The sequence below is a fragment of the Rhodoferax sp. genome (assembly GCF_039922535.1).
Lineage (GTDB): Bacteria > Pseudomonadota > Gammaproteobacteria > Burkholderiales > Burkholderiaceae_C > Rhodoferax_B.
The window spans coordinates 1-26,812 of record NZ_JBDTEM010000024.1; the positions used below are offsets into that span (position 1 = coordinate 1).

Sequence of the window (26,812 nt, forward strand, 5' to 3'; positions counted from 1 at the left end):
CCGGGCTGTGAGGTTCCGTCTCCCGAAAAAACTCTGCCACAGCCCGTAACTGCGCCAATGCCTGGGTACGGTTTTGAATGGGGCCCGGGCGCGTTACCACCGGGACTGCAACGGCGGTAATCGATGCAGCGGGCTCCGCTGCTTCTTTCGCTTCTAGCGCAGCATTGGCGGGTTTGATACCAATGTCTTCTGAAAAACGCGCAATGCTGCGTATGACCTGGTTCAATGCACCCTTGGCAGATGAAAATCCTGGACCATCGACACCCAATCGCGCATCCACTGATTTTTCCATTTGCAGCAACGCCTCCAAGCAATAGTGTGAATCTACCAGCAAGTTTTCATAAAAAGCGCGTGAACTTTTGCGCCGGGCAAGCTCCAGTGTGGCCAGCTTGACGCCTTCAGGAGGCGTACCACCTTCGGCAAGAATTTTTTCAGTCTGCGCCGCACGGGTGCGGGCAGATTCAAAGTCAGCGAAAGAAAACGACGTGCCCTTACCCTCAGTAATGGGTATTTCCCGCACCAGATGCACCGAACGTGCAAGCAGCCAGCTCAGGTTGCCGATACGCACCTCTTGGTCGCCGTCTTCAGCCTGAGGGTGCAAGTGCTCCCAAAATTGGTCACATAAACCGGCGATGAGGTTGTATCCATCACCCAAACCACGGAATCGTCCGATTTTCGCCTTTGCCTCTGCCTGCCAAACCGCAAGACGCAAGTCCTTGCTTTTGAAGGTCAGCAAGGCTGCGCAGCGTTCCACCACAAAGTCCCAATCAGCTTCTTTCAACGAGGTAACCCATTCCCCCTGGTCCAGGGTGGGGTCGTCAAAGCGCCTGGCTTCGGTAACCGCGTCTAGGTCTGGTGTGAACGATAAATCGATGCCGCAAGGCTGCACATCGCTGATGGGATTTAATTGCTTGCTGACCAGGGGCATGGCGAGAGTGACTCCTTATCTGTGGTGTTGAAGAACGGTCGCCGCAATTTACCCAATGAGTATGCAATTATTTGAATTGCTTTTTTATGCAAAATTAAAGCAATGGGGCCGGTGGCGAAGATCAAGAGGCAAAGTAAGGCGTAGCCATTAGACCGCGCTGCGTAGACATACGCCAGTTGGGCGCTTTCAGGGCGTGTCCTTGGATATCAACGATAACTGATATGTCGCATCAGTTGACAGGCCAAATTGACACACTGATTTTCTTGGACTTCGCATGGACACTGGGTTTCACAGTGAAAAGCATGGTCGGGGTGAGAGGATTCGAACCTCCGGTCTCTACGTCCCGAACGTAGCGCTTTACCTGACTAAGCTACACCCCGATAAAGCTGATGGTCATGCCGTAAAACTAGTAGCGGCGTTCCAATAATTGCGCCGCTAATTGTAGCAAGCCATCGGTATAGGCATTGGGCTGGAAGTGCTTTGTAGCCTCTACCGCGCGCTGGGCTTCGTCGGCTGCGGCTTGGCGTGTTATGTCCAGTGCACCGGTGCTTTTGACAATCGCGATAATCTCGTCCAGACGCTCGGTTTCTCCGGTTTCAATGGCGCTGCGGATCAGTGCACATTGCTCGGCGCTACCGCGCTGCATGGCCGCGATCAGCGGCAGGGTGGTCTTGCCTTCACGCAAATCGTCGCCCAAATTCTTGCCCATTTCGGTGGCATCGCCGTCATAGTCCAGCACGTCATCAATGACTTGAAAAGCCGTACCTAGCGCTTGGCCGTAGGCTGCGCAAGCTTCTTCTATTTCCGGGGTGCTGTGGCTTAAGATGGCAGCCAGCCGGGCGCTGGCTTCAAACAGTTTGGCGGTCTTGGAGCGGATCACGCGCAGGTAGGCGGCTTCATCGAGCGATGCGTCGTGCATGTTGACCAGTTGCATCACCTCGCCCTCGGCGATCACGTTGGTGGCATCGGCCAAAATTTGCATGATGCGCATATCTTTGGCATCCACCATCATCTGGAAGGCGCGCGAATACAAAAAGTCGCCTACCAACACGCTGGCCGGGTTGCCAAAGGATTCATTGGCAGTGGGGCGGCCCCGGCGCAGCGTGGATTCGTCCACCACATCGTCGTGCAGCAGGGTAGCGGTATGGATGAACTCCACTACGGCGGCCATATTGAAGCGCTGCGCATCGGTGTAGCCCAGCGCACCGCACATCAGCAGCAAAATCGCTGGCCGTAGACGTTTGCCTCCGGCGGAAATGATGTACTGCGACACGGTGCCCACTAGCGGTACGCCAGAGGCCAGGCGTTGTGCAATGACAATATCTACCTCGCGCATGTCATCGGCAATGAGGGCGAGGGCGGCAGCGGTGCGGGAAGAGTTGACGGACAAAATAAAAAACGGTTAGTTACGCAATTATAGGAAGTTCGCCGCCGCAAATTGCCCACCAAAGTACTGTGATTAGTGGTACGCGCCAGACAATGCTAGAATCTAAGGCTCTGTGGAAATCCGTCTGCAGATTTAGTGAAGAGGTCAAGTATGTACGCGGTCATAAAAACCGGAGGCAAACAGTATCGTGTTGCTTCTGGTGAAAAAATTAAAGTAGAACAGATTGCTGCGGACGTAGGCCAAGAGATTGTGTTTGATCAGGTTCTGGCGGTCGGCAACGGCAGCGAGATCAAGGTTGGCACGCCCTTGGTTTCCGGCGCAACGGTTACGGTCACGGTAGTGGCTCACGGCAAGCACGACAAAGTGGGCATTTTCAAAATGCGCCGTCGTAAGCACTACATGAAACGCCAAGGTCACCGCCAGCAGTTCACCGAACTGCAAATCGGCGTGATTGCAGCATAACGGGCACAGGTCATGGCACAGAAAAAAGGCGGCGGCTCTACGCGAAATGGACGTGATTCAAACCCCAAGATGCTGGGTGTGAAGAAGTTCGGCGGTGAATTGGTGAGCGCAGGCGCGATCATCGTTCGCCAACGTGGCACCAAGTTCCATCCCGGCACCAATGTCGGTATTGGCAAGGACCACACCTTGTTCGCTTTGGTGGCGGGCCACGTGTCCTTCGCTATCAAGGGTTCGATGAACAAGCACCAAGTCGTCATTACACCTGCGGCCTAAGCCCTGGTTGAATAGATCGCTTGGATCCCCCCGAAGCCCCGCCTCGTCGGGGCTTCGGTGTTTTAGGGACACCAAAGAGGCTTCTGGAAATTTGATTTTTGGCTTGCAGGCGAAGCCATCCGGGAATCGTATTTCTAGAGGACTCACAATTTTGATATTGGAATCGGTATGAAATTCGTTGACGAAGCCTTCATTGACATCTCCGCAGGCGATGGCGGGGCGGGGTGCGTGTCGTTTCGTCACGAGAAATACAAGGAATTCGGCGGCCCCAACGGCGGCGATGGCGGCCGGGGCGGCCATGTGTTTGCGGTGGCCGACATCAACCTGAACACCTTGGTCGATTTCCGCTTTTCGCGCCGCCACGATGCCAAGCGCGGCGAGCACGGCATGGGTTCCGATATGTTCGGTGCCGCTGGTGACGACATCATTTTGAAAATGCCGGTTGGCACCATCATTTCCGATGCCGAAACCGGTGAAAAATTGTTTGAGCTGCTGGTTGAAGGTGAAGTCATCACCATTGCCAAGGGCGGCGACGGCGGTTTTGGCAATATGCGCTTCAAGAGTGCCGTCAACCGCGCGCCACGCCAGAAAACCCCCGGTTGGCCCGGCGAAAAGCGCAGCCTGAAGTTAGAGCTGCGCGTGCTGGCCGATGTAGGCCTGCTGGGCATGCCCAACGCCGGTAAATCGACCTTCATCACCGCCATTTCCAACGCCCGTCCGCGCATTGCCGACTACCCGTTCACCACTTTGCACCCCAATCTGGGTGTGGTGCGTGTGGGCCCCGAGCAAAGCTTCGTGGTGGCCGATTTGCCCGGTCTGATCGAGGGTGCGGCCGAGGGTGCAGGCCTGGGCCATCTGTTTTTACGCCATTTGCAGCGCACCCGATTGCTGCTGCACATTGTGGACATGGTGCCGTTTGACGATGCGGTGGACCCGGTGGCGCAGGCCAAGGCCATTGTGGGTGAGCTGAAGAAGTACGACGATGGTCTGTACAAGAAGCCGCGCTGGCTGGTACTGAATAAGCTGGACATGGCCGAAAGCGACAAGCGCGCGGCCCTGGTCAAAGACTTCGTGAAGCGCTACAAATTCAAGGGCCCGGTGTTCGAGATTTCGGCCCTGACCCGCGAAGGCTGTGAGCCGCTGGTGAAAGCCATCTACCAGCACGTCAAGGCCGAGCAACTGGCAGAGCAGACCCCTGTAGAAATTGACCCCCGTTTTGTCGAGCTGCCACTGGACAAAAGCGCGGAAGAATAATTCCTAAAATAATAGCTACTGGCGCAGGTTTCATATGCGCTACAGGCCTCAATGACACCTATTTTCGCTTCAACGGTATTGCGGGATGCCCGGCGCATCGTAGTCAAGGTGGGCTCCAGCCTGGTCACCAACGAGGGTCGTGGGCTGGACGAACAGGCCATTGGCGAATGGTGTCGCCAGCTGGCGGTGCTGGTCAAAGGCCTAGAGAACACCGGTCAGGCCGTGCGTCCGCGCGAGGTCATCATGGTCTCCAGCGGGGCCATCGCCGAAGGCATGAAGCGCCTGGGCTGGACCACCCGGCCCCGCGCCGTGCACGAGCTGCAAGCGGCCGCGGCGGTGGGCCAGATGGGCCTGGCCCAGATGTACGAAACCAAGCTGCGTGAAAACGGCCTGGGCAGTGCCCAGGTGTTGCTGACCCACGCCGACCTCGCCGACCGCGAGCGCTACCTCAATGCCCGTTCCACCTTGCTGACTCTGCTGCAGCACGGCGTGGTGCCGGTGATCAACGAGAACGACACGGTCGTTAACGACGAAATCAAGTTTGGCGACAACGACACCCTGGGTGCGCTGGTGGCCAACCTGGTCGAGGCCGACGCGCTGGTGATCCTGACCGACCAAAAGGGCTTGTTCACCGCCGACCCACGCAAAGATGCCACCGCCACCTTTGTCCACGAAGCCCATGCTGGCGATCCGGCGCTGGAAACCATGGCGGGCGGCGCGGGCTCCAGTCTGGGGCGCGGCGGCATGATCACCAAGATTCTGGCGGCCAAGCGGGCGGCCGGTTCGGGCGCTTCCACCGTGATCGCCTGGGGCAGGGAGCCCGACGCACTGGTGCGCTTGTCGCGCGGTGAAGCCATTGGCACCTTGCTGGTGGCGCAAACCCAAAAAACCCAGGCCCGCAAACAGTGGATGGCCGACCATCTGCAGATGCGCGGCGCGGTGACGGTGGATGCCGGTGCGGCTGTCAAGGTGCGCGATGGCGGTAAGAGCTTGTTGCCCATCGGTATGACGCAGGTCGAGGGCGATTTTTCGCGCGGCGACGTGATCGCCATCCGCGATACCGATGGCGTGGCTATTGGCAGGGGTCTGGCCAACTATGCGAGCGCCGAAGCACGCTTGATTTGCCGCAAGCCTTCGAGCGAAATCGAAAACTTGCTGGGCTATGTGGCCGAAGCCGAGATGGTGCACCGCGACAACCTGGTGCTGTCGCGGTAAACCTTAGGGAACTGCCGGATGGCTCAGTTGCGGGTCCGGGTCAAACGTTGCACCCGGTGGCAGCTCAAAATGCGCGCCCTGCGCTTCTTCAAAACACCCATCGGGATGTTCGCCATCACGGCCCCGCATATTGCTGCGCAAGAAGCGGTTGCGGTAGTCGCAGCGCGGCAGAAAGCGTGACAACTCGGTCAGCGCCATCTCGTACACGCCGCGTTTGAATTCCACCACCACGTCCAGCGGCACCCAGTAGTCGTTCCAACGCCAGGCGTCAAACTCCGGATGGGTGGTGGCGCGCAGATTCAGATCCCAGTCGTGGCCGACCAGTTGTAGTAAATACCAGATTTGCTTCTGGCCCTTGTAGTGGCCGCGTGCATCCCGGCGGATGAAGCGGTCCGGCACCTCGTAGCGCAACCAGTCACGGGTGCGGGCCACAACGCGTACATGCTCAGGATGTAGACCTACTTCCTCATGCAGTTCACGGAACATGGCCTGTTCGGGGGTTTCACCCCGGTCAATGCCACCTTGCGGAAACTGCCAAGAATGGGTACGTATGCGTTTGCCCCAAAATACCTGATTTCTCTGGTTGAGCAGGATGATGCCGACGTTAGGCCTAAAGCCTTCGCGGTCAAGCATAATCAAACCCCAATTTTTAAACTGTATCCATTATGCACAGCGATACCTGTGTATCAAGCGATACGGCCTGTTTTTCCCCACCTCTCTAGCCCTGAAACTCGCCCATGAAAGCCTCCCAGTTCCTTATTTCCACGCTCAAAGAAGCGCCATCCGATGCCGAGGTGGTCAGCCACCAGCTCATGACGCGGGCGGGCATGGTCAAAAAGCTGGGCGCAGGCATCTACAGCTACATGCCCATGGGCCTACGGGTGATCCGCAAGGTAGAGGCCATCGTGCGCGAAGAGATGAACCGCGCCGGTGCCATCGAGGTGTCGATGCCGGTGGTGCAGCCCGCCGAACTGTGGCAAGAAACCGGGCGTTTCGAAAAGATGGGCCCCGAGATGCTGCGCTTCAAAGACCGGCACGAGCGCGACTACGTGATGCAGCCCACCAGCGAAGAAGTGGTCACTGACATCGCCCGGCAGGAATTCCGCAGCTACAAGCAGCTGCCCAAAAACCTGTACCAGATCCAGACCAAGTTCCGTGACGAGCGCCGTCCCCGCTTTGGCCTGATGCGTGGTCGCGAGTTCACCATGAAGGACGCCTACAGCTTCGACCGCGACCAAGACGCTGCCAAAGCCAGCTACCAAAACATGGCGCAGGCCTACCGCAAGATTTTTGACCGCTTCGGCCTGACCTACCGTGCGGTGGCCGCCGACAGTGGCGCGATTGGCGGCGACTTGAGCGAAGAGTTCCAGGTGATTGCCGCCACCGGTGAAGACGCCATCGTCTACTGCCCCACCAGCGACTACGCCGCCAACATGGAAAAGGCCGAAGCCCTGGCTCCCCAGGCCCCGCGCGCCGCTGCTAGCCAGGTCCTGGCCAAGACATCCACGCCCGACAAAAGCACCTGCGCTGCCGTGGCCGAGTACCTGGGCCTGCCGCTGAAGAATTCCGTCAAGTCGCTGGTGCTGGCCACCGAGCAGCTCGACGACAAGGGTGTGGTCGCCAAGGTCCAGGTGTGGCTGTTGCTGCTGCGCGGCGACCATTCCATGAACGAGATCAAGGTCGCCAAAGTGCCTGGCCTGGGCGATGGCTTCCGCTTTGCGTCTATCCCCGAGATCGACGCACATTTTGGCTGCCTGCCCGGCTACCTGGGCCCGCTGAACACCCTATTGCCCGTCAAGCTGGTGGTCGACCGCGAAGTTGCCGTGATGGCCGACTGGGTCTGCGGTGCCAACGAGGCCGACTACCACTACACCGGCGTCAACTGGGGCCGCGACCTGCCCGAGCCCGACCATATTGCCGACCTGCGCAACATCGTTGAAGGCGATCCGTCGCCCGACGGCAAAGGCGTTTTGGCGATTGAGCGCGGTATTGAAATTGGCCACGTGTTCTACCTGGGCACCAAGTACAGCCAGGCCATGAACGCGAGCTTTCTGGACGTGAATGGCAAGCCCCAGTTCATGGAAATGGGCTGCTACGGCATCGGTATCACCCGCCTGCCTGCGGCGGCGATTGAGCAAAACCACGACGCGCGCGGCATCATCTGGCCCGACGCGCTGGCCCCGTTCACCGTGGTGATCTGCCCCATCAGCCCCGACCGCAGCCCCGACGTGAAGGCCGCTGCCGACACGCTGTACGCCCAATTGCTGGCCGCGGGCGTGGACGTGATTCTGGACGACCGGGGCGAGCGTCCAGGTGCTATGTTTGCCGACTGGGAACTGATCGGCGTGCCGCACCGCGTCACCGTGGGCGACAAGGGCCTGAAAGAGGGCCAGGTCGAGTACCAGCACCGCCGCGATGCCGCAGCGACCAAGGTGGCTGTGGCCGAGGTGTTTGCGTTTGTGCAGTCGCGGCTGGCACCCACTACCGGAGCCTGAAGCTTTGCACCCGCGCAGAATTACCAGAAGAAATGCGGTTCTGCGCACGTGTGGCCTGCTGGGGCTGCTATCAAATGGTGAGATTGCACACGCCGGTGGGCAAATTGAAGAACCGCTGGCCGACGCGGTACGTGGGGCCTTGAGCTCGGCGGTACACAACGCCGCGCCGCCCGTGCCCGAGTTTGCCAGCACCGAGTCCCGTTTAGCCTATCTGCGCTGGCTGGCCGCCATGAGCGACCGGCTGCGGCCCAAAAAACCCGAGTGGCCGGTGCGCAAAGAGTTTTTGGAAACCGTGTGGTACGAGTCCCACCGCGCCGGCCTGGACCCGGCGCTGGTGCTGGGCCTGATCCAGGTGGAAAGCAATTTTCGAAAATTTGCGGTGAGCAGCGTGGGCGCGCGCGGCTACACCCAGGTGATGCCGTTCTGGACCCGCGTACTGGGCGACGGTGACCCGGGCAAGCTGTTTCACATGCAGACCAACCTGCGCTTTGGCTGTGTGATCTTGCGCCACTACCTCGACCGCGAGGGCGGCGACTTGTTCATGGGGCTGGGCCGCTACAACGGCTCGCGGGGCAAAGCGCCGTATCCCGATGCCGTGCTGGGTGCCCGCAAAGCCTGGGTGCTGGCGGCTTGAGCCAGAACGGCTTGCGCGAATTTATATGCCTTTTGGGCCTCTGGCGCAGATACTACCTGCGCAGAGTGCTATTTAAATAATAGTAAGCACTACACCAAGCTCTCGTGGTGCAAGCCGAAGTGGCCGGCCCGGCGGTCGGCAAAGTAGTACTTCAGGGTCTGCGACACGGTACGAAAAGCAATTTCGTCCCAGGGGATTTCGGCGTCGGTGAACAGCCGGGCTTCAATGGTTTCAAAGCCGGGGTCAAACACCTCGCTGAGCAACTTGGCGCGGTAAAACAAATGCACTTGGCCCACGTGGATGACACTCATCACGCTGAACAGCTCCTGCATTTCAAACTGCGCACCGGCTTCTTCCACCGTCTCGCGGGCGGCTCCTTCGGCGGTGCTTTCACCCAGCTCCATAAAGCCTGCAGGCAGTGTCCATTTGCCGAAGCGCGGCTCGATGTTGCGCTTACACAGCAGAACTTTCTCACCCCAGTGCGGTACGGTGCCCACCACATTGATCGGGTTCTCGTAGTGCACGGCATGGCAGGCGGGGCATACCGCCCGCAGCTTGGTGTCGCCGTCGTCGGGCACGCGGTACACCACGGCACTGCCGCAGTCTTTGCAGTATTTGATCGGGCTGCGGTGCATTGCGCTTAGACGATGCGGATGGACAAGGATTCCAGTCCGGCCACGCTGCCCACCAGCGTGTCGCCGGGCACCACGGCGGCCACGCCCTCGGGGGTGCCCGAGTAAATCAGGTCGCCAGCTTGCAGTTCCCAGGCGGCAGACAGGTGTTCGATGGTCTCGGCAATGCTCCAGATCAACTGGGCCACGGTGCTGCGCTGGCGGTCTTGGCCGTTGACCTGGAGGGCAATCTCGGCCTGTTCCACCCCGCCTGCTTGCGCTGCTGGCGTGATGGGACCAATGGGGGCAGACTGTTCAAAGCCTTTGCCGATGCACCAGGGGCGGCCTTGCTTTTTCATCTCGTTTTGCAAATCGCGCCGGGTCATGTCCAGGCCTACGGCGTAGCCGTAGATGTGCTGGTGGGCATTGGCCGCGGCAATGTTCTTGCCGCCCTTGCCGATGGCTACGACCAGCTCGATTTCGTGGTGCAGATTGCCGGTCAGCGACGGGTAGGCCATGGAGCCGGTCTGCCCGGCCTCGACGGCGACCACGGCATCGGCGGGCTTCATGAAGAAAAACGGTGGCTCGCGTCCGGTGAAGCCCATTTCCTTGGCGTGTTCGGCGTAGTTGCGGCCCACGCAATAGATGCGGTGGACGGGGAAGCGGGCGACCTGGCCGACAACGGGAACGGAGACAACAGCGGGGGGCGTAACAACGTAGTCCATGGTTTTCCTGGGGTTAGAAATCGCGGGGCTTGAAACCGATGATCATCGAGGATGGCACCCGGCCATCGGTGTCGCGGGGCATGGTTTGGGTTTTGTCGATGGCTTTGAGCACGGCATCGTCCCAGGCCTTATTGCCACTCGGTTTTACCAGTTTGCTGCTCACGATGGTGCCGTCGGGGGAGAGTCGAATTTCGATCTCGGCTTTCGGGTTGCCCTCGAAATCGTCGGGAAACACAATATTGGGCTTGACCTTCGCCACCACCTTGCCGCCGTACCCGGCAGAGGGTGCCGATGACTGCAGTGCGCTGCCGCTGGCGTTGGCCCCGCCCGTCGCCCCGGCCAGGCCCGCTATCCGCTTCATTTGGTCGGCGCGCAGGGCTGCCAGTGCCTTGGCATCGGCCTGGGCCTTGGCTTTTTGGGCATCGTCTTTGGCAGCTTCTTTTGCGGCTTCTTTGGCCGCGTCTTTAGCGTCCTGTTTGTCCTGGGCGGCTTTTTTATCTTTGGCGCGCTTGTCGTCGGCGAGCTTCTTAGCGGCTTCTTCTTCAGCCTTTTGCGCTTTCAGGGCCTTTTCTTTTTCGAGCTTGTCGCGCTTGGCTTTGTCGGCCTTGTCCTGTTGCGCCTGTTCCAGTTTTTCGGCTTCGCGCTTCTTTTTGGCGCGCTCCAGGGCGATGTCGGCATCTTTCACATCGGGTGCGGGGGGCGGCGGCTGCAGCTTGGCCACGGGCTGGGGCGGTGGGGGTGTAGGGCGGGGTGCTTCGACGGGCGGTGGTGGGGGCACATCCACGGCTTTGGGCGCGGCCATTTGGACCGAGGAGGACCAGAGTTCGGCCTCCACCGTGGCGCTCTCGGTTTGCTTCCACTGCACGTTGATGACCAGCGCCACCAGGAGCAGGGCGTGGGCCAGCAGGGCCAGGCCGAGCGCCCGCACCATGCCTGGGGGCTGGGGGGGCGTGAGGTTGAGCGTGTCCTGGGCGGCGTGCATGGGCTTGGGTGAAGGGTTTATTTACCGAGCTGCACCGACAGGCCGACGCGCTGGATGCCTGCGCGCTGCAAGGTGTCCATCACCTTCACCACCGACTCGTACTTGACGTTGCGGTCGGCGCTGATGACCACGGGCACGCTGGCATCGCCGTCTTGCGCGGTTTTCACGGCGCTGGCGACATCGCTTTTACCGAGTTTGGTGGTCTTGCTTTGCTGTTTGAGCTCCAGCGTCTCGTCCTTGGCGATGACGATCTGGATCACCCGGTCGGGCTGCTTGCCGGCCTTGCCCACGCTGGGCAGATCGACCACGCTGGGGGTGATCATGGGCGCGGTGACCATGAAGATGATCAACAGCACCAGCATCACGTCGATGAAGGGCACCATGTTGATCTCGTTGATGGTGCGCCGCCCCCGGCCCCGGGAAACCATTCCTGGCATGGCGCTTACCTTCCGGCGGGTACAGCGGCCGTAGCCGGCGACTGCGCCGCTACGTTGCGCTGCAAGATGTTGGAAAACTCTTCAATGAAGGTCTCCAGCCGGATGGCGGTGCGGTCGATTTCGCGGGCAAACCGGTTGTAGGCCACCACGGCCGGAATGGCCGAGAACAACCCGATGGCGGTAGCCACCAGCGCCTCGGCAATGCCGGGGGCGACGGTGGCCAGCGTCACCTGTTGCATGCTGGCCAGCCCGGTGAAGGCGTGCATGATGCCCCAGACCGTGCCAAACAGGCCCACATAGGGCGATACCGAGCCAACCGAGGCCAGGAAGGACAGGCTGGACTCGATCACGTCCATCTCGCGCTGGTAGCTGGCGCGCATGGCGCGGCGAGCACCGTCCATCAAGGTGCCGGGGTCGGCAATGCGGCGTTCACGCAGTTTTTGGTATTCGCGCATGCCGCTGGCAAAAATGCGCTCCATCGGGCCCGCTACCTGGGCATTGCGCGAGGCGTTTTCGAACAGGTCGTTCAGGCTGGTGCCCGACCAGAAGTCGCGCTCGAAGGCCTCGTTCAGCGTCTTGACCTTACCCAAGGCAAACAGCTTGCGAAAAATCGCCGCCCAGCTGGAGATGGACACCACCACCAGCAGCAGCATTACCAGTTGCACCACGATGCTGGCGTTCAGCACCATGGTCCAGATCGACAGGTCTTGGGTCATTGCAAAATTTCTAAAAGAGGGGCCGGAATACGGTCGGATTTCAGGGTGTCGTAGCGCACCCAGCACAGGCGGATACTGCCTTCGCACAGCACGGCGTCACCGTTGAAGGCTTGTTGTGTGATTGTGAGTGTGGATCGGCCGATTTGTTCCAAACGGGCCGTAACCCATAGTTGGTCGTCCAGCCGGGCCGAGCGCAGGTATTTCACCGTGGTCTCGGCCACCACGAACATGCCGCCACTGGTTTCCTTCAAGCTGCTTTGGTGGATGCCCAGGGAGCGCAGCCATTCGGTGCGGGCGCGTTCAAAAAACTTCAGGTAGTTGGCGTAGAAGACGATACCACCGGCATCGGTGTCTTCCCAGTAGACCCGGACGGGGTGGCTGAAGGTGGTGTTAAGCATCGCGATATTCATTCAACATCTCGCGCAGGCGGGCGATGGCGGTGTGCAGGTTTTCCATCGAACTGGCGGTGGAAAAGCGCAGGAACTTGTGCGTGTCAGCGGTGCCGAAATCACGGCCTGGGGTCACTGCCACGTGGGCGCGGTGCAGGATGGCATAGGCCAGATCCCAGCTATCCTTGATACCCAGTTTGCTGCAAATTAAAGAGCAGTCTGCCCAGGCATAGAAAGCGCCATCGGGCATTTCGGGTACTAAAAATCCGAGATCGTTCAAGGCTGGGATGAAGTAGTCACGCCGGGCTTTGAATTCTGCGCGGCGGCGCTCGAACTCGGCGATGCTGACATCTTCAAAGCAGGCCAGCGCTGCGTGCTGGGCAATGGTGCTGGGGCAGATGAACAGGTTTTGTGCAATGCGCTCCACCACCGGTACCAGCGTCTCGGGCACCACCAGCCAGCCCAACCGCCAGCCGGTCATGTGGAAGTATTTGCTGAAGCTGTTGATGCTGATGATCTGGTCGTCCATCGCCAGTGCGGTCTGGCCAAAGCGGTCGTCGTGGCTCAGGCCCAGGTAGATCTCGTCTACCAAGGTGATGCCGCCGTGCCATTGCACCACGCTGTGGATGTCGCGCAGCACGGCAGGGTCGATCGAAGTGCCCGTGGGGTTGGAGGGCGATGCCAGCAGCACGCCCCGGGTTTTGTCGGTCCAAGCCGTGGCCACCATCTCGGCGCTGAGTTGGTAGCGGTCGGCGGCGGAGGTGGGCAGCAACACGGCCTTGCCATCGGCAGCGGACACGAAATGCCGGTTGCAGGGGTAGCTGGGGTCGGGCATCAGAATTTCGTCACCTGCGTCAATCAACGCCAGGCAGGCGAGTTGCAGTGCGGCGGATGCCCCGGCAGTCACTACGATGCGGCTAGCGGGCACGTCCACTTTGAAGCGGCTGGCGTACCAAGCACTGATGCGTTCGCGCAGTGCCAGCAGGCCGGTGGCCTGGGTGTACTGGGTGGTGCCGCTGTGGATGGCCTGGACGGCGGCAGCCTGCACCAACGGCGGCGCGGTGAAGTCGGGTTCGCCGATGTTCAAAAACACCATGGGCCGGTCGGTATGGGCCACCTTCTGGGCCAGTTCCGACGCGGCCTTGGCCACTTCCATCACATAAAACGGCTCAATGGCCTCTGCGCGCCGGGATATCCGCATGCGTAAAGCCTTAGTCCGTGCTGCTGTCGGTGTTTGTCTTGCCCGCTTTGCCAGCCTTGTCGGCCTGCACTTCAGCGGCACGCAGGCTAGGGGCCAGGCCGTTCAAGATGCCGTTGACGTATTTGTGGCCGTCGGTACCGCCGAATTCCTTGGCCAGTTCGATGCATTCATTCAGCACGACGCGCCAGGGCACGTCCAGGCAATTGCGCATTTCGTACACGCCAATCCACATGACCGAGCGCTCTACCGGAGAGATTTCTTCCAGCTTGCGGTCTAGCAGGGGCACGATGAGCGCGTCCAGCTCGGCAGATTGCTCGATGCATCCGTGCAGCAGTGCGTCGTAATGGACCGAATCGGCCTTATGGAAACCCGCCAGGTCGCGGGTGAAGTGGTCGATGGACTCGGCATCGTTGCGGCCTACCAGGTGCTGGTACAGCGCTTGCAGCGCAAATTCTCGGGCGCGGCTGCGGTCAGACTTGGCGGCGGCTTTGCGCACGCCGGTGTCGGTCAGGCCGCTGCGGGATTGGCGGGGACGCTTGGGTGCCGGAGCAGGCATAGATGAGGTGGGGGAGGAGGGGGTATCGGGGTTGCTCATGCCAATTGCTCTAGTAGGTTGGCCATTTCCACCGCGACACGGGCAGCATCGGTGCCCTTGTCGGTTTGGCGGGCCACGGCTTGCGCCAGGTTTTCGGTGGTGATGATGGCGTTGGCGATCGGGATTTGGTAGTCCAGCCCGATGCGGGTCACGGCGCTGCCAGATTCGTTGGCGACCAACTCAAAGTGGTAGGTTTCGCCGCGGATGATGCAGCCCAGGGCCACCATCGCGTCGAATTGCTCGGTTTCGGCCAGGGCTTGCAGTGCCAGCGGCACCTCTAATGCGCCGGGCACTTGCACATGCTGGATGTTGGCGGCTTGCACGCCCAATGCGGCCAGTTCGGCCTTGCAGGCATCGGCGAGGGCGTTGGTAATGCTCTCGTTAAAGCGGGCCTGCACGATGGCGATGCGCAGCTTGCTGCCGTCCATGCGGGAGTCTGCGGCGGACAGTGCGCCTTGGTCTGCGTGCTGCATGTGTATTCCTTGCGTATTGTTTTGTTGTTATTGGGGGGAGAGATAGCCGGTGGTTTCCAGCCCGTAGCCGGTCAGACCGGGGCTGCGGCGCGGGCTGCCCATGAGCTGCATTTTGCGCACGCCGCAGGCCAGCAGAATCTGCGCGCCAATGCCATAGGTGCGCAGGTCCATCTGACCGCGTTCAGGGGCCTGGGCCGGGCGGGCCGTGCCGCCAAACTGGGCCAGCAGGTCCGCCGCGCTTTCGCCGCAGTTGAGCAGCACGGCGACACCTTGGCCCTCAGCCGCAATGTGGCGCAGGCTGGCATCCAGGCTCCAGGAGTGCAGGCTGCGGTTGACCTCCAACACGTCCAGCACCGACAGCGGCTCGTGCACGCGGGCGGGTACGGTGTCGTCGGCCTGCCAACTGCCTTTGACCAGCGCCAGGTGCACACCCTGGCTGGGCTTGTCGCGGAAGGCGTGGGCGGTGAAGCGGCCAAAGGCGGTTTCGATTTCGCGGCTGCCGACTTTTTCGATCAGCGACTCCACCCGGCTACGGTATTCGATCAGGTCGGCGATGGTGCCAATTTTTAGCCCGTGCAGGGCCGCAAAGATTTGCAGGTCCGGCAGACGGGCCATGGTGCCGTCGTCATTCATCACTTCGCAAATCACCGAGGCAGGGCTGCAGCCCGCCATCACCGACAAGTCGCAACCGGCTTCGGTATGCCCGGCACGCATCACCACGCCGCCGTCTACCGCTTGCAGCGGAAAGATGTGGCCGGGCTGCACCAAATCGCTGGCGGTGGCGTTGCGGGCCACGGCGGCTTGCACGGTGCGGGCGCGGTCGGCGGCGGAGATGCCGGTGGTCACGCCCTCGGCGGCTTCGATAGAGACGGTAAACGCCGTGCCTTGCTTGGTGCCGTTACGGGCCACCATGGGCGGCAGTTGCAGGCGTTCGCACATTTCACGCGACAAGGTCAGGCAGATCAAGCCGCGTGCATGGCGGGCCATGAAGTTAATGCTGTCGGCGGTGATGTGGTCGGCGGCAATGATCAGGTCGCCTTCGTTTTCACGGTCTTCTTCATCGACCAGAATCACCATGCGACCGGCGCGCATGTCGGCCACGATGTCTTCTACGGAGGAGATGGAGACCGGTTGGAGGGGGGAGGACGGTGTCATAAGGTGCAATTCTGAAAGCCGTAACGTCAGCGCAAGCGCTGCGTGGGTTGCACACAGCGCTCATGCGCGGGCAAGCCTGTACAAAGCCGGTGATTATCGCCGCAATTGCCCGCAGCCTACCGCTGCGGGCTTGTGACGGTAGTGTCAGAACTGGTCGCGGCCCGGGATACGCGCGGTGATGCGTAGATCGGGGCCGACCATCCCCACCGAGGTAAATGCCAGCGGCACGGCGTCTGAGAGCTTGGCCAGTGGCAGCAGGTGGGCCATGTCGAGACCGGGGCCGATGAGCTTAGGTGCCAGGTAAAGCAGAAATTCGTCCACCAATCCGGCCTGGATGAGGGCTCCGTTGAGGGTGTGGCCGGCTTCTACATGGACTTCGTTGATTTCGCGCCGGGCCAGCTCGTGCAGCATTGCGGTCAGATCCACCCGGCCAGCCATATCCGGTAGATACAGCACGGTCGCGCCAGCCGCCTCCAAGGCCTGTTTTTTAGCATCATTTTGGCTGCTAGCGTAGATGTAGACTGCACGACCAGCTATAAAAATAGGTGCGTCAGGAGGCGTCTCCAATCGGCTGTCTACCACCACCAGATGCGGCTGCCGAGGGGTATCGACCAGGCGGGCATCCAGCGTGGGCCGGTCTTTCAGCACAGTGCCAATACCGGTCAGCACGGCGCAGGCACGCGCGCGGGATGCGTGGCCATCGGCACGGGCCGCGGGAGAGGTGATCCACTGGCTGTCACCGCTGGCCATAGCGGTGCGCCCGTCGAGCGAGGCCGCTATTTTCATGCGCACCCAGGGTGTTTTACGCACCATACGGCTGAAAAATCCTAGGTTCAGCTCGCGCGCTTCGGCGGCACCGGCGCCGACTTCGACTTCGACCCCGGCCGCGCGCAGTCGGGCAAAACCATTGCCCGCGACCAGCGGGTTGGGGTCGGCTATGGACGCGACCACTTTGCGGATACCTGCCGCCACCAAAGCATCACAGCAGGGGCCCGTGCGGCCCTGGTGGGAACAGGGCTCCAGGGTGACGTAGGCCGTGCCACCTTGGGTGCTGTGTCCTTGGGCCGCGGCATCGCGTAGCGCCATGACTTCGGCGTGGGGGCCGCCTACGCGTTGGGTGTGGCCAGTGCCGAGGATGTTGCCATGGGCATCTGTGATAACACAGCCTACCGCCGGGTTGGGCGGGGCGAGTAGGCGGGCTTGTGCGGCTTGGTCAAGCGCTTGGCGCATCCAGGGGCTTACAGGTACTTGAATCACGGTACGGGTTTTCCAAATGGGTTGAGTGCGTGGGTCTGCTAACGTTATTCGCGTGTCACAACCACTTCTAGCTGGCGCAAACTGGGTACGGCGACCTGGTTGAGGAGGGCGGGTCGGACGGGCGTTTGGTCCAAATGGGCCAAGGCTTTTTCCGCCAGCACGGGGTTTGCCGTGTCGCCCACCAGGTCCCAGTGGTCGATGGTGCCACCGGCGGAGATCCATAGTTGGAGCACCAGACGCAGGGTGTAACCGCGGGGTAGCGCATCGGTGTCAATGACCCAGTCGCCTAAGGGCATCGCGGGCTGGTCTACGGCATCTATAGGCAGGTAGCCGGTGGTGGTAGGGGCCTGTGGCGTGATGGGTACATCGGGAATTTCAGGCGCTGTTGGCTGCGTGGCGGGAGGTGAATGTACAGGGCGGGGCGGGGCGGACGCAGTGGGCGCTGGATCCATGGCGGGTGCGTCACTGATTGCGGGCGGCGGCGCATAGCTGGCATCTGCAATCAGCTCCGCTTGGATGACCATAGGGCTGGCCGTCGCCAGCCGGGGGGGGATTCGGGGCCAAAAAAGTCCGAATAGACATGCATGTAGTGCCACCGACCCGATGGTCGCCAAGCCTATATTGCCCATGCGCACAATATAGAAAATCGCTCTATTTCCAGCAGTAGGTTATGGCCGCTGCCAGGCTGGCACCGGCTTGGGCTGTGTAGCTGCCCGCCGCGATACTGCGCCGCCCCAGGTTGTCTACCGTCATATTGCCGCAGCGGTCTGTCGCCATATTCGCTGTAGTTACCCGTGCTGCCGTGATGGTGTAGGCGGTCGGGGTTACGTCGGTAATGGTCACGTTGTACAGAGCGCTACCTTGCCCAGGCGCTGGCGAGGTGCTGAAGCGGGACGGAAATTGGCTGGCATCGGTGACCGCTGTACCGGCGCTATTTTGGTCATAACGGAAATTCTCTGAATAAAACCGCTCCATCCATTGCTGGCTGGCCAGCAAAATAGTTTGCGACTCGGTGCGGCGGCCACGGGCAATGTATTCGGTGTAACTGGGTAACGCGATGGCCGTCAAGATGCCGATCACAGCCACGGTGATCATTAGCTCAATCAGGGTAAAGCCTCTGTAGGCCTTGGGGTGGTTCATTGATCGGTCCTCAGTCCTGGAATTTCGCGCCACTGTACGCGGCCCAGGGGGTTGTAGCACAGCGTGCGGTTTTCGGTGGCGCTTTGGGGCGATGCTACTTTGTTGCCTGGTGCGCACGCAGCCGCTTTGGTTCCAATGCCATTGACGATGTTGGTGCAACCGGCTTCTGCCGCAGTACAGGTGGTGGTCCAGGGCGCATCCGTACGGTTAGACACTGTCACCCATTTTTGGTCGGCAGCGGGAGTGCCTGCGATCAAGGTGCCGTCACTGGTAACGCCTTGTGCTGTACGTGTGGGAATGCCTGCAATCGGATCGATCACGTACAGCGTGACATCGGGCGTACTGTTGCAGCTTGCCACGGCTGCATCTTTTTGCCGCACAGTCGGAAATATCAAAAATCCAGCTTGCAGATCGGGGTCAGACAGCAGCATTTCCGACAGGTTGACGTTGGTGCTTGTGTAGGGCGGCTGCGGAGCACCAGGGAAGTTGAAATACCAGCCACCATTGGTTGTCCAGTCGATAGATGCATAGGTGCTGGTGGTCACCCCTCCCGTCGTGGTAACGGTCGGTGTGGCAGTGACAATCCCTGTAGTGCTGTCGCGGGCGTACGTGCGCCTGATCAGGGTGGACATGTCGGCCAGGATCATTGGGCCGGTGCCCGAGCTTGCGCTGGTGGCGAAAGAGGGGCGGTCCCATACGCCATAAAACCGTTGCGGTACTGCCGTGTTGGGAAAGTCGCCCGTCTCCAGCGAAATGCCCGTGCCGAAGTTGATGATGAGACCGTCGAAAGCCGGGTACACATATTCGGGTGCTGCTGTAATAGGCAAGGGCGTCACGGTAGTTGTGCCGCCGCTTGTCACACTGTTTTGGGCGGTGAACAACGGACGATTTACAGAACCCGTGCCTTTGTAGGCTACACCCCAGGTTGCGGTGGTGGTTTTGTCACTTATGTTGAACTTCCACAAATTACCTTTCAGGTCACCGGCATACACTACGTCTGCAGTGCCATCGTTGTCGCGGTCGACCCACATGGGGTTCATCAGGCCATTGCCACTGCCTGCATCGGCCACAATTTTGACGTATTGCCCCGTCCAACCCGTGGACAAGGTGGGGCCATCAATATACAGAATGTAGAGAACCGCTTTGCCATTCGCCGACTTATAGCCGTTGCCTAGTAGCAAGCCAAACTTGCCGTTGTTGAGTCGTACGACCGGGTTGGCTTGCCCGCTATTGCTGTTCAAGCTGACATCGTTGATCAAGTAGCCCAGATCGGCATCGTCGTCCGAGGTAAATTGCCATTGAAAAATGGAATTGGGGCTGCCTTCCGCCGCCGTCAACGTGCTTATGGAGCTTGCATCCAGCGCAAATATGCCGCGACCACCGCGACCCAGTGAGCTGAATACCATAGTTTTCCAGGTTCCCGTTTCTGGTGTTGTTGTGGTGCCAGTGGTGACGGCTGGAACGATATTGGTTTTGACATCTGCTGTATAGGGGCTGCCGTCCACATAGGCCCAGACGGTGCTAGATGGTTGCGTTTCTGTTGAATCCAGGGTGAAGTTTGCCCCATTCAAGCGGGTGCGCCCCGTGGTGCCGCGCTGCAGTGGAATTTCAGCCAAGCGATTGGCCAGAACACCGGGAACATAGGCAAATGTTTCAGCACCGGTACCCACGTTGAACGCATGCAGCATGCCGTCATTGGCCGCCACCCAGAGTAGTTTGGCGCGGGCTTGATTCGTGGTCGCGAACGTGCGGTAACCCGCAAATTGGTCTTCTTGGTAATTGGCCGATGGTGGCGACTCCACCCAAGGGGTGGCATTCACAATCGGGCCCAATAAATTGTCGCCACGTACCCGCAGACCGGTGGACGCGTTTTCAAGCGATTGGTCCCCGCGCATGTAATTCAGCACAATTTGGGCATTGGTGTTGCTGAGTTTATTGGTACTGGCGGTGGTCATTTGCGCAACGTACGCTGTCGGTAGGCTGGCCCAACGGAAGGGCACCGCCGCCGAAGTGTTGGCGGTGGTTTTATTGCCAAAATTGGTAATGATCTGGCGGGTGTTACCGGGCAAGTTGGGGGCCACGTAATCGGTACTGGCGCGTGTTTGCAGCTTCTCGCCCGCTTCCCAAGTGGGGTTGGTGTCAAACTGGCCATTGGCTAGCACCTGAAAAGCCTGGATATCACCGGTGACCGTGGTGGAATCAAATTTGGCCACATATTTAAAGCTACCTGCCGTCAACTGGGCCGAAGTCGTGGCAGGTGCCGAATTGGCATTTTTCGCCAAACTGTCTAAGGCTTTGCGTAATTGCGCTTCTAGTAAATCTGGGCGACGGGCTAGAAAATAACCATCGGGTATTCCGTCGGCACCAATCGTGCCATCGGCATTGAACTTGTCCCAAGAGCTTACATTGGGAGGGAGTGTTAAATCGGTATAGGTGTTGTCAGCGTTTTTGCTACTGGAATCAAAATCGCCATATTTTGCAGCGTAATACAGCGGGTCTTTGATCAGCACATTGGTTTCACCCACCATTTTGAAAGTGGTTGAAACAGGATAGTCCATATTTTTGACGCTGCAATAATATGGAAGTCCTGTAATAACAGGATCACCTGTTGTTCCATCACCTGCCAAGTTGCAAACCGTATCTCCAAATTTTCCAGTAAATAAAGTGCTGGTTCTAGCTTGGTAGGTAGAGCTTCCACATAAATACTCTGTGGTAGGCGGCATACCAGAGAGGTTGCCTCCGAAATTCTGGTGTGTCAAATAACGGCCATTGGCAGATACACCATTAGAGCTTTCTACCCCTATGACACTAAACCCATGCGTGCCGGCCCCGCCGCCGCATATGCCCGGAATATCGGTGGTAATCACAATATCCCAACCGCTAGTGGTCCCAGAGTTGGCTATTAAGTCATATCGCAAATAGCCAACAATATCCATATCGTAGTCGCCGCCCATTAATATATCATTCCATGTCACGATGAATGATCCGTAGGGATGCGATGCAATTGCTACGCTCGGATTTTGAGGATTAGATGTCGTGTTGCCTGCATTGATGGATGCAAATGTCAACGGTGCGCTAATATTCCCCCCGCTTTGAACACTTTCTGGTGTGATATAAACGTATTTATAGGGATTTGTGGTGCTGGTGCCCGTTCCGGGCACAATGATGTCGATGCGTGGGGATCCGCCCGTCAGTGATGCGGCCAAGGTTTTTACTTTTAATGCATCTTTAACATTAATCAAATCACTTGGCGGTGAGGTAATGGTACGTATTTTGGAAGTATTGCCATACAATGCGGCGCCGGCAACTTGGTAGGTGCCGCCCATAGCCGGTGCTTCAGGGCATATACCTGAAACATCCGACAAATTGCCTACTGATTTTGCGGAGCACGAAGTTCCATACCCCCCAGTTACCGAACCAACAGACCGGGTGCTGTTATTCAAACCCTCTGCACTTCCCACTGCATTGGTGTAGCTATTAATATCGCCCCTGGCACGATTGGGTAAGCTCGCAAAAGGGGTGTCGGCTTGTCCGTCAAAGCTCAGTGCGCTGCTGGATAAAAGCAGCGTATTTAGTGGTCGGCATATTGAATTTCCGTACAGGGATTTTCGGGTGCTGGAGGCATTAGACAGCGGATCACTCCAGGCAACCACGGGCATTCCCACCTTTGAATCTTTGGTGGTAACGCTGGGGTTGGACTGTGCAGGGGTTGAGCCGTTATAGGCGTAATACTGGAGTGCCTGCACCAGCATTTCACCAATCGGGTTACCCCATGAGGATAGTGAACCCTCGGAAACGCTGCTGGGTGTGCCCGCAGATCCATAGGTGTCAGCGCTACGGTCATTTAAAACAATAGCATCAAATGACTTGATTGCACCGTTGCCGGTAGGTCGATTGTCAGGTGATGCTAAATTGGCAGGACATCCAGACGATGTGCTGTGGCAAAAAACCCCCGTTGTGGGGTTTATTTCGTCTGCAAAGTCGCCCATGTTTTTTCGCAATGCACCGGCTGTATAATTTTTATCATAGCTACCAATAATGACCCCAAATTCAGATCGCGCTGCACCTGTTGCAGAGTATCCAAATTCTTGGAATAGACCATAGGGTTTGTAATTGCTTGTGGAGTCAGTTGGAAATGCTTGGCAGTGTTCTTCACCTAAAAAATTAGGATCACATACTTTGACGCGTAGCGTCAGCTCTGGCCCAACTGTGCCGGAGGAACTATACGTGGCACCATCTGCAGAAACGGTGGGTATGGTAATTTCATGAGAAATAATACCATTGCCTTTATCTGCATTTTGGTAGTACCTGGCTAATTTGGGGCCAAATGTCCCTCTGCTATAACCGTTGGTATCGTGCCAGCGGCATACTTCTAATTCAACCGTGGCCCATAATCGCACATTTCCTTTTACCATTCTCATGACAGGTGGATTAGGAGATGCCGTTGAATTATCAGAAGAGCCGGTAATGCAAATGCTGAGTCCGGCATAAATTCCCGTTGTGGTTGTAACATTGCCAACTTTGGTTGTAGTGACATTTACACCGGTAGTTTTTGTTAAGTCTGCGGTGGTAAACGGTGTGTAGCTTCGTATATCTGTGCCGTTGTAATATTTTACAAATGAATGTGCATCATAATTCAGTTTTGACAACTCTAAAACCGTGGTGCCGTTTGAATCCGAGCTGCGACGACCGCCGTAAAGCATTTTTCTTACAACATCTAAACGGGTCATGGTGGACCAGTTTAAGAAATTCCCGCTCCACCATTTGGTTGTCGCAGTATCAGAGCCGCAGGTATATTGTGTTGTTGCAATTGTGCTGGTGACCCCATTTGTTATTACTGATTTGGTTCCGGCATTTGCGGTGGCCAATGCTACCGGTTCAAATTCATTGTTTACGTAGGAATAACATTTTATGGGGTCAAAGTAACCGTAGTATTTAAAGGTTGGAATGAATGTGGTGTCAATAACACCGTCTCCGTCCAAATCCTCGAAATCGTTGTAAATAGGGCCAAATAAACTGTGATCTTTGGATGCTGCCAGCATAATCATCGGTCGGTTCGATGTGGTGATGACATTGGGTGGAATAACTGGGCGAGGCGACGATACATCGACGGGGGTCGCCTGAGCCGGTAGAAAACCATAAAATATTACGATTAATAATAATTTATGCATCCAATTGAATATTTTTTTCATGGCTATTTCCGGGAAATGTGTCAATACAACTGGTTGCATATGGATAATTACTCAGGCAGAAAAATACTCTGCACTACCACTTGTGTGCGATTGGTGTAACCAAAGCCTCGGGCTGTCACCCGGTAAACCGCCATTTCTTGCCGACCTGGTACAGAGCGTTTGAAATATTCAATCAGATATTCTGGCTGTATGGCAACGCCTTTAATCGCAGGTGCGCCGGTAAAGGTGCCAAGTGGTACAGCCCCGGTGAAGCTATCGCAAGCACTACTTGTGGATGGAGGCGTGCGAATCGGTTTGGTGGGTGTGGTGTTATTGAAGTCGTTATTCCACGCCCCACCTTTGCCTGTTGGCCACCATGGCTCGGAAGTGGTTAGGCTGTTGGCGCTACTCCACTGGTAGGTGGCATAGGCTGCATCACTGCGAATACACAGCCCCGCGATGCAATCTGCTGTAAATTTGATGGGCAGAATGACCCGCTTTGGGCAAGAAGGCGTTGAGCCAGATGGCGCTATGACCCCACCCAAGTCGCGTTCGCCATCGCGGAGTGCCGACTCCGCAGCTTGGCGAGCGACTTCCAAATCCTGTTGGTTGCGCGACATGCCCTCACCCAGCATGGATTGGCGTGCTGCCCACACGGTAAGTCCGGTGATGGCAACCAAAAAAAGTAGCACCATTACCAAGGCGACACCACCCTGGCGGGGTCGATATGGGTGTTTGCGGCGTTGGACTGGCGGGACGGTGGATTTTGGCATTCGGGTCACCATCAGAAAACCTGGTTCAACCTGTTGCGCACCGCAAACACTTGCACAAAGCGTTTACGCAGGCTGAAGTCACCGGCCTTCTGGGTTTGCGTGACATCGTTGCAATCTACATATGTGGCAGGAGCACTTGCTGCATTGCCAATTTTGGGTGCTGCACCTGGGCTGAGTGCCATGACGCAAACCCGCACCGCCACCACTCTGGACCAGGGGGGCGTGAACACTTTGGGAAATGGCGGGTCATCGACTTCGACCCAATCTAATTTTCCCACGTCATCCGCCTCATAGAACTTGTCTGGGGTCCGCCGATTTTGGTTGCCTGTGGCGGCGAAGACACCGTACGTGATTTGCAGGTCTTCAATGCCGGCGATCATGGGTTGGTATGTGTCGTTGGCTTTACCGTTACCAGACAAGGCGGCAGCGGGATTGGGCTTGCTGCCACTGGCACCATTGCCGTTGCATGCCAGGCTGAAGGTGTTGATGGTTTGCTTGTCGATCTCGACTTTGGTGGCATTGATGCCGTAGCGATTGGACACAAACAAGGGTTGCGATGGGGCTAGGCCAGCTGTACCAATGCGGTTGGTGTTGCTAGTGTCATTGCCCACATCGGCACCGGTGCAGTCCGTGCGGTCACCGGTGTTGCCGTCTAGGGAGTCGTTGGTAAAGTAATTTACAACGATAGAGTCAGGCGCACCGTCTACGGCTGTATCGCAGATACCGGTGCTGGGTTTGAACTTGGCACCTTTGCAACCAAACAAGCCCGATCCATACGGGCCCATGGGCCGCGCTTGGCGTAAAGGGTAGTAGGCCAGTGTGGGATTAGGGTCAGCGGGCAATGTCCAGTCCGTGAGTTGTGTCGGGTTTTCATTCTGCTTTAAAGGCGGGTATTTACTGAGTTTGGGGAAGCCTTCGCTCGCCGTGAGAACTCGCGAAATATTAGCCGGGTAGTACCCGGCTTTCATGATGTCTTGGCCAATAAGCTGCAGCACAAATGCGCCCACTTCAGTGTTGCTGCTGTTGCGCTCAATGGCACGCTGGGTTTCTCGCGTGCCCAGATATGCGTAAGCGGCAGCCGCTACTAAAAATAGCGTGATGGCAAGGGTGACCATGAGTTCAATCAGGGTAACGCCGCGTTGGCGATGGATGGAAGGGCTGTGGGTCATGGCGTGAACGAAAAACGGGTGCAGCGCACACCGGCGATAACGGATGCGTTGGCCGGGCAGCAGGTTTGCAAAGCCAATCCGGTGGTGGCGGTGATGGCACTGCAGCTTGGTGCCGTGACCAAGCTGACTTGTGTTGCAGTACTTCCGTCGTCAACGCCCACCGATTTATTGGTATTGTCTTTGTCCATCCACATCAGCGTGACCTCAATGCCGACTTTGCTGTTGCCTGTTACGTATACCGCTCCCTGAGGCAAGCTATCTCGGACTCTTCTGCGCCAGGCCAGCATGTCGTATGTGGCCCGATTGGTGGGTGTGCATGCGCTGCTACTGCCATCGCAGGCTGTAGTTGCCGCTGTGAGGAGGGTGTTAAGCGTTGTGTCTGACACCCCTTGCTGTGCGGCCCAGCTGGTTTGGTAGGTGTATTTGGAACTGTCTAAATCGCTGGATGAAATGGCCGGGTCTACCCCCCCGCTGATGGCATTGGGCCCCGCCATGTCGGGGTTCATGCGTATGCGGTCCGTGTAATCAGAATACAAGGCCGCCGTGGCCGCTCTGGAGCCACTGCCTAACCGGTATTTGGCGGTGGCGACTTGTAAGCCAGCGATACCTAAAAGACCAATAGACAAAATAATGATGGCAACCAGCACCTCAATCAGCGTCACGCCTTTTGTATGAAAAACCATATGGAACTGCGGTTTTTGCCGATGCCATTTGGGAATGAATGGATAGTGCATTTAAAAATTCCCGCAGGTTTTATCAGCTGGAATTGAGCGTGTACGTCCCATGGGGTCAAGGCAAATATTGAAGCCATAAGCAAAGGTGAGGCTGGTCGTTCCACTGGATTGCATTCCTAGGTCAAACTCATCTGCTCCGCTCAAACCATTGCTGCCACGGGCGTTGAATTGAAGCCTGCGTGTAGGGGGGGACCTCTGTGAATTCAGAACGTATTCGGGGTTTGCCGGTCTGCGCACCAGCAACATGTCGGTCGCGGCAACTGCATTGGTACCTGCATCTTTGCCGTAAGTGGTGCTGCATGTGGGATTCATAAAGACAATCCAGCCCACTTGCCAGTCGCTGCTACTACTTTGCGTGCAAAAGGGCGTTGCTGTATCCACGGTATCGCTCATACACATGGAGACACACATGTTTTTGCTGACTGCTTCATTACGCGCCCGCAAAATACTGCCACTGAATTCATTTCCAATGCTTGAAAACGTGTTTCGCACAATAAATGTACGCAATGAGGGGGCAGCCAAAGCTGCCAAGATTCCCACGATTGCGATGGTTACCAATAACTCTATGAGCGTGAAGCCATAAGAGCGTGAAAGGCGTGTGTGTGGCGAGTTAACAAACATGTGTCGGATTGTGCC

At 58.1% G+C, this 26,812-nt stretch carries 27 protein-coding genes and 1 tRNA gene; 6 read left to right on the plus strand and 22 right to left on the minus strand.

The window, feature by feature from the left end; all coding sequences use genetic code 11:
- The 3 genes from tssA to ABI213_RS01020 all read right to left on the minus strand — a co-directional run.
- Nucleotides 1-928 (minus strand): type VI secretion system protein TssA (tssA, locus tag ABI213_RS01010; RefSeq protein ID WP_348025706.1); only part of this gene is annotated, 928 nt, incomplete at its 3' end.
- A gap of 303 nt (nt 929-1,231) precedes the next feature.
- Nucleotides 1,232-1,308: transfer RNA gene (locus tag ABI213_RS01015), tRNA-Pro, on the minus strand.
- 26 nt (nt 1,309-1,334) lie between these two features.
- On the minus strand, nt 1,335-2,318 hold the full coding sequence (locus ABI213_RS01020; RefSeq protein WP_348006131.1) for a polyprenyl synthetase family protein: 984 nt from the start codon (nt 2,316-2,318) through the stop codon (nt 1,335-1,337).
- Nucleotides 2,319-2,465: 147 nt separating this feature from the next.
- On the opposite strand from ABI213_RS01020, the gene rplU reads away from it, so the two are divergent.
- The 4 genes from rplU to proB all read left to right on the plus strand — a co-directional run bounded on the left by rplU (nt 2,466) and on the right by proB (nt 5,519).
- Complete coding sequence (rplU, locus tag ABI213_RS01025) at nt 2,466-2,777, plus strand: 50S ribosomal protein L21 (protein WP_295960805.1); 312 nt, start codon at nt 2,466-2,468, stop codon at nt 2,775-2,777.
- 12 nt (nt 2,778-2,789) lie between these two features.
- Nucleotides 2,790-3,050, plus strand: coding sequence for a 50S ribosomal protein L27 (gene rpmA / locus ABI213_RS01030; RefSeq protein ID WP_315429619.1), 261 nt, complete (start codon nt 2,790-2,792; stop codon nt 3,048-3,050).
- Between the two features lie 168 nt (nt 3,051-3,218).
- Nucleotides 3,219-4,304, plus strand: a complete 1,086-nt coding sequence (gene obgE, locus ABI213_RS01035; protein WP_348006130.1) for a GTPase ObgE — start codon at nt 3,219-3,221, stop codon at nt 4,302-4,304.
- Between the two features lie 51 nt (nt 4,305-4,355).
- Complete coding sequence (gene proB / locus ABI213_RS01040) at nt 4,356-5,519, plus strand: glutamate 5-kinase (protein ID WP_348025708.1); 1,164 nt, start codon at nt 4,356-4,358, stop codon at nt 5,517-5,519.
- 3 nt (nt 5,520-5,522) lie between these two features.
- Here the strand turns inward: proB and ABI213_RS01045 are convergent, their stop codons facing one another.
- Complete coding sequence (locus ABI213_RS01045; protein WP_348006128.1) at nt 5,523-6,152, minus strand: RNA pyrophosphohydrolase; 630 nt, start codon at nt 6,150-6,152, stop codon at nt 5,523-5,525.
- 104 nt (nt 6,153-6,256) lie between these two features.
- Between ABI213_RS01045 and ABI213_RS01050 the strand changes: the two genes are divergently transcribed.
- Nucleotides 6,257-8,014 (plus strand): proline--tRNA ligase, encoded by a 1,758-nt coding sequence (locus ABI213_RS01050; protein WP_348006127.1) that lies wholly within the window; start codon nt 6,257-6,259, stop codon nt 8,012-8,014.
- 40 nt (nt 8,015-8,054) lie between these two features.
- Nucleotides 8,055-8,648 carry a lytic transglycosylase domain-containing protein gene (locus ABI213_RS01055; RefSeq protein WP_348006140.1) on the plus strand — a complete coding sequence of 198 codons (594 nt, stop codon included), beginning with the start codon at nt 8,055-8,057 and terminating at the stop codon, nt 8,646-8,648.
- 89 nt (nt 8,649-8,737) lie between these two features.
- Here the strand turns inward: ABI213_RS01055 and ABI213_RS01060 are convergent, their stop codons facing one another.
- The 18 genes from ABI213_RS01060 to ABI213_RS01145 all read right to left on the minus strand — a co-directional run bounded on the left by ABI213_RS01060 (nt 8,738) and on the right by ABI213_RS01145 (nt 26,797).
- Complete coding sequence (locus ABI213_RS01060; RefSeq protein ID WP_348006126.1) at nt 8,738-9,283, minus strand: NUDIX hydrolase; 546 nt, start codon at nt 9,281-9,283, stop codon at nt 8,738-8,740.
- Nucleotides 9,284-9,288: 5 nt separating this feature from the next.
- Nucleotides 9,289-9,984 carry a fumarylacetoacetate hydrolase family protein gene (locus ABI213_RS01065; protein WP_348006125.1) on the minus strand — a complete coding sequence of 232 codons (696 nt, stop codon included), beginning with the start codon at nt 9,982-9,984 and terminating at the stop codon, nt 9,289-9,291.
- Nucleotides 9,985-9,997: 13 nt separating this feature from the next.
- Nucleotides 9,998-10,966, minus strand: a complete 969-nt coding sequence (gene tolA, locus ABI213_RS01070; RefSeq protein ID WP_348006124.1) for a cell envelope integrity protein TolA — start codon at nt 10,964-10,966, stop codon at nt 9,998-10,000.
- A 17-nt stretch (nt 10,967-10,983) separates the two neighbouring features.
- Nucleotides 10,984-11,403: a protein TolR gene (tolR, locus tag ABI213_RS01075; protein ID WP_348025710.1), complete on the minus strand. Its 420-nt coding sequence runs from the start codon at nt 11,401-11,403 to the stop codon at nt 10,984-10,986.
- Nucleotides 11,404-11,408: 5 nt separating this feature from the next.
- The gene (gene tolQ / locus ABI213_RS01080) at nt 11,409-12,119 is read right to left on the minus strand and encodes a protein TolQ (protein WP_348025712.1); all 711 of its coding nucleotides are present in this window, start codon (nt 12,117-12,119) and stop codon (nt 11,409-11,411) included.
- Nucleotides 12,116-12,517: a tol-pal system-associated acyl-CoA thioesterase gene (gene ybgC, locus ABI213_RS01085; RefSeq protein WP_348025714.1), complete on the minus strand. Its 402-nt coding sequence runs from the start codon at nt 12,515-12,517 to the stop codon at nt 12,116-12,118. The genes tolQ and ybgC overlap by 4 nt, the downstream gene beginning before the upstream one ends.
- Nucleotides 12,510-13,709: a pyridoxal phosphate-dependent aminotransferase gene (locus ABI213_RS01090; protein WP_348025716.1), complete on the minus strand. Its 1,200-nt coding sequence runs from the start codon at nt 13,707-13,709 to the stop codon at nt 12,510-12,512. Before ABI213_RS01090 ends, ybgC begins: the two co-directional genes overlap by 8 nt.
- 10 nt (nt 13,710-13,719) lie before the next feature.
- The gene (gene nusB, locus ABI213_RS01095) at nt 13,720-14,265 is read right to left on the minus strand and encodes a transcription antitermination factor NusB (RefSeq protein ID WP_348025718.1); all 546 of its coding nucleotides are present in this window, start codon (nt 14,263-14,265) and stop codon (nt 13,720-13,722) included.
- A gap of 35 nt (nt 14,266-14,300) precedes the next feature.
- Nucleotides 14,301-14,777 carry a 6,7-dimethyl-8-ribityllumazine synthase gene (ribH, locus tag ABI213_RS01100; protein WP_295960776.1) on the minus strand — a complete coding sequence of 159 codons (477 nt, stop codon included), beginning with the start codon at nt 14,775-14,777 and terminating at the stop codon, nt 14,301-14,303.
- Nucleotides 14,778-14,804: 27 nt separating this feature from the next.
- A complete protein-coding gene (gene ribBA / locus ABI213_RS01105) occupies nt 14,805-15,932 on the minus strand; it encodes a bifunctional 3,4-dihydroxy-2-butanone-4-phosphate synthase/GTP cyclohydrolase II (protein ID WP_348025720.1) in 1,128 nt (375 codons plus the stop codon).
- Nucleotides 15,933-16,076: 144 nt separating this feature from the next.
- Complete coding sequence (gene ribD, locus ABI213_RS01110; protein WP_348025722.1) at nt 16,077-17,162, minus strand: bifunctional diaminohydroxyphosphoribosylaminopyrimidine deaminase/5-amino-6-(5-phosphoribosylamino)uracil reductase RibD; 1,086 nt, start codon at nt 17,160-17,162, stop codon at nt 16,077-16,079.
- 71 nt (nt 17,163-17,233) lie between these two features.
- A complete protein-coding gene (locus ABI213_RS01115) occupies nt 17,234-17,713 on the minus strand; it encodes a hypothetical protein (protein WP_348025724.1) in 480 nt (159 codons plus the stop codon).
- 127 nt (nt 17,714-17,840) lie between these two features.
- Nucleotides 17,841-18,329 carry a type IV pilin protein gene (locus tag ABI213_RS01120; RefSeq protein WP_348025726.1) on the minus strand — a complete coding sequence of 163 codons (489 nt, stop codon included), beginning with the start codon at nt 18,327-18,329 and terminating at the stop codon, nt 17,841-17,843.
- A complete protein-coding gene (locus ABI213_RS01125) occupies nt 18,326-23,521 on the minus strand; it encodes a PilC/PilY family type IV pilus protein (protein WP_348025728.1) in 5,196 nt (1,731 codons plus the stop codon). The genes ABI213_RS01120 and ABI213_RS01125 overlap by 4 nt, the downstream gene beginning before the upstream one ends.
- Nucleotides 23,522-23,568: 47 nt before the next feature.
- A complete protein-coding gene (locus tag ABI213_RS01130) occupies nt 23,569-24,273 on the minus strand; it encodes a PilX N-terminal domain-containing pilus assembly protein (protein ID WP_348025730.1) in 705 nt (234 codons plus the stop codon).
- Between the two features lie 11 nt (nt 24,274-24,284).
- Entirely contained in the window at nt 24,285-25,442 is a 1,158-nt protein-coding gene (locus tag ABI213_RS01135; protein ID WP_348025732.1) for a PilW family protein, read from the minus strand.
- A complete protein-coding gene (gene pilV, locus ABI213_RS01140) occupies nt 25,439-26,176 on the minus strand; it encodes a type IV pilus modification protein PilV (protein WP_348025734.1) in 738 nt (245 codons plus the stop codon). Before pilV ends, ABI213_RS01135 begins: the two co-directional genes overlap by 4 nt.
- Nucleotides 26,177-26,797 (minus strand): GspH/FimT family pseudopilin, encoded by a 621-nt coding sequence (locus ABI213_RS01145; RefSeq protein WP_348025736.1) that lies wholly within the window; start codon nt 26,795-26,797, stop codon nt 26,177-26,179.
- Between the last annotated feature and the right edge of the window lie 15 nt (nt 26,798-26,812).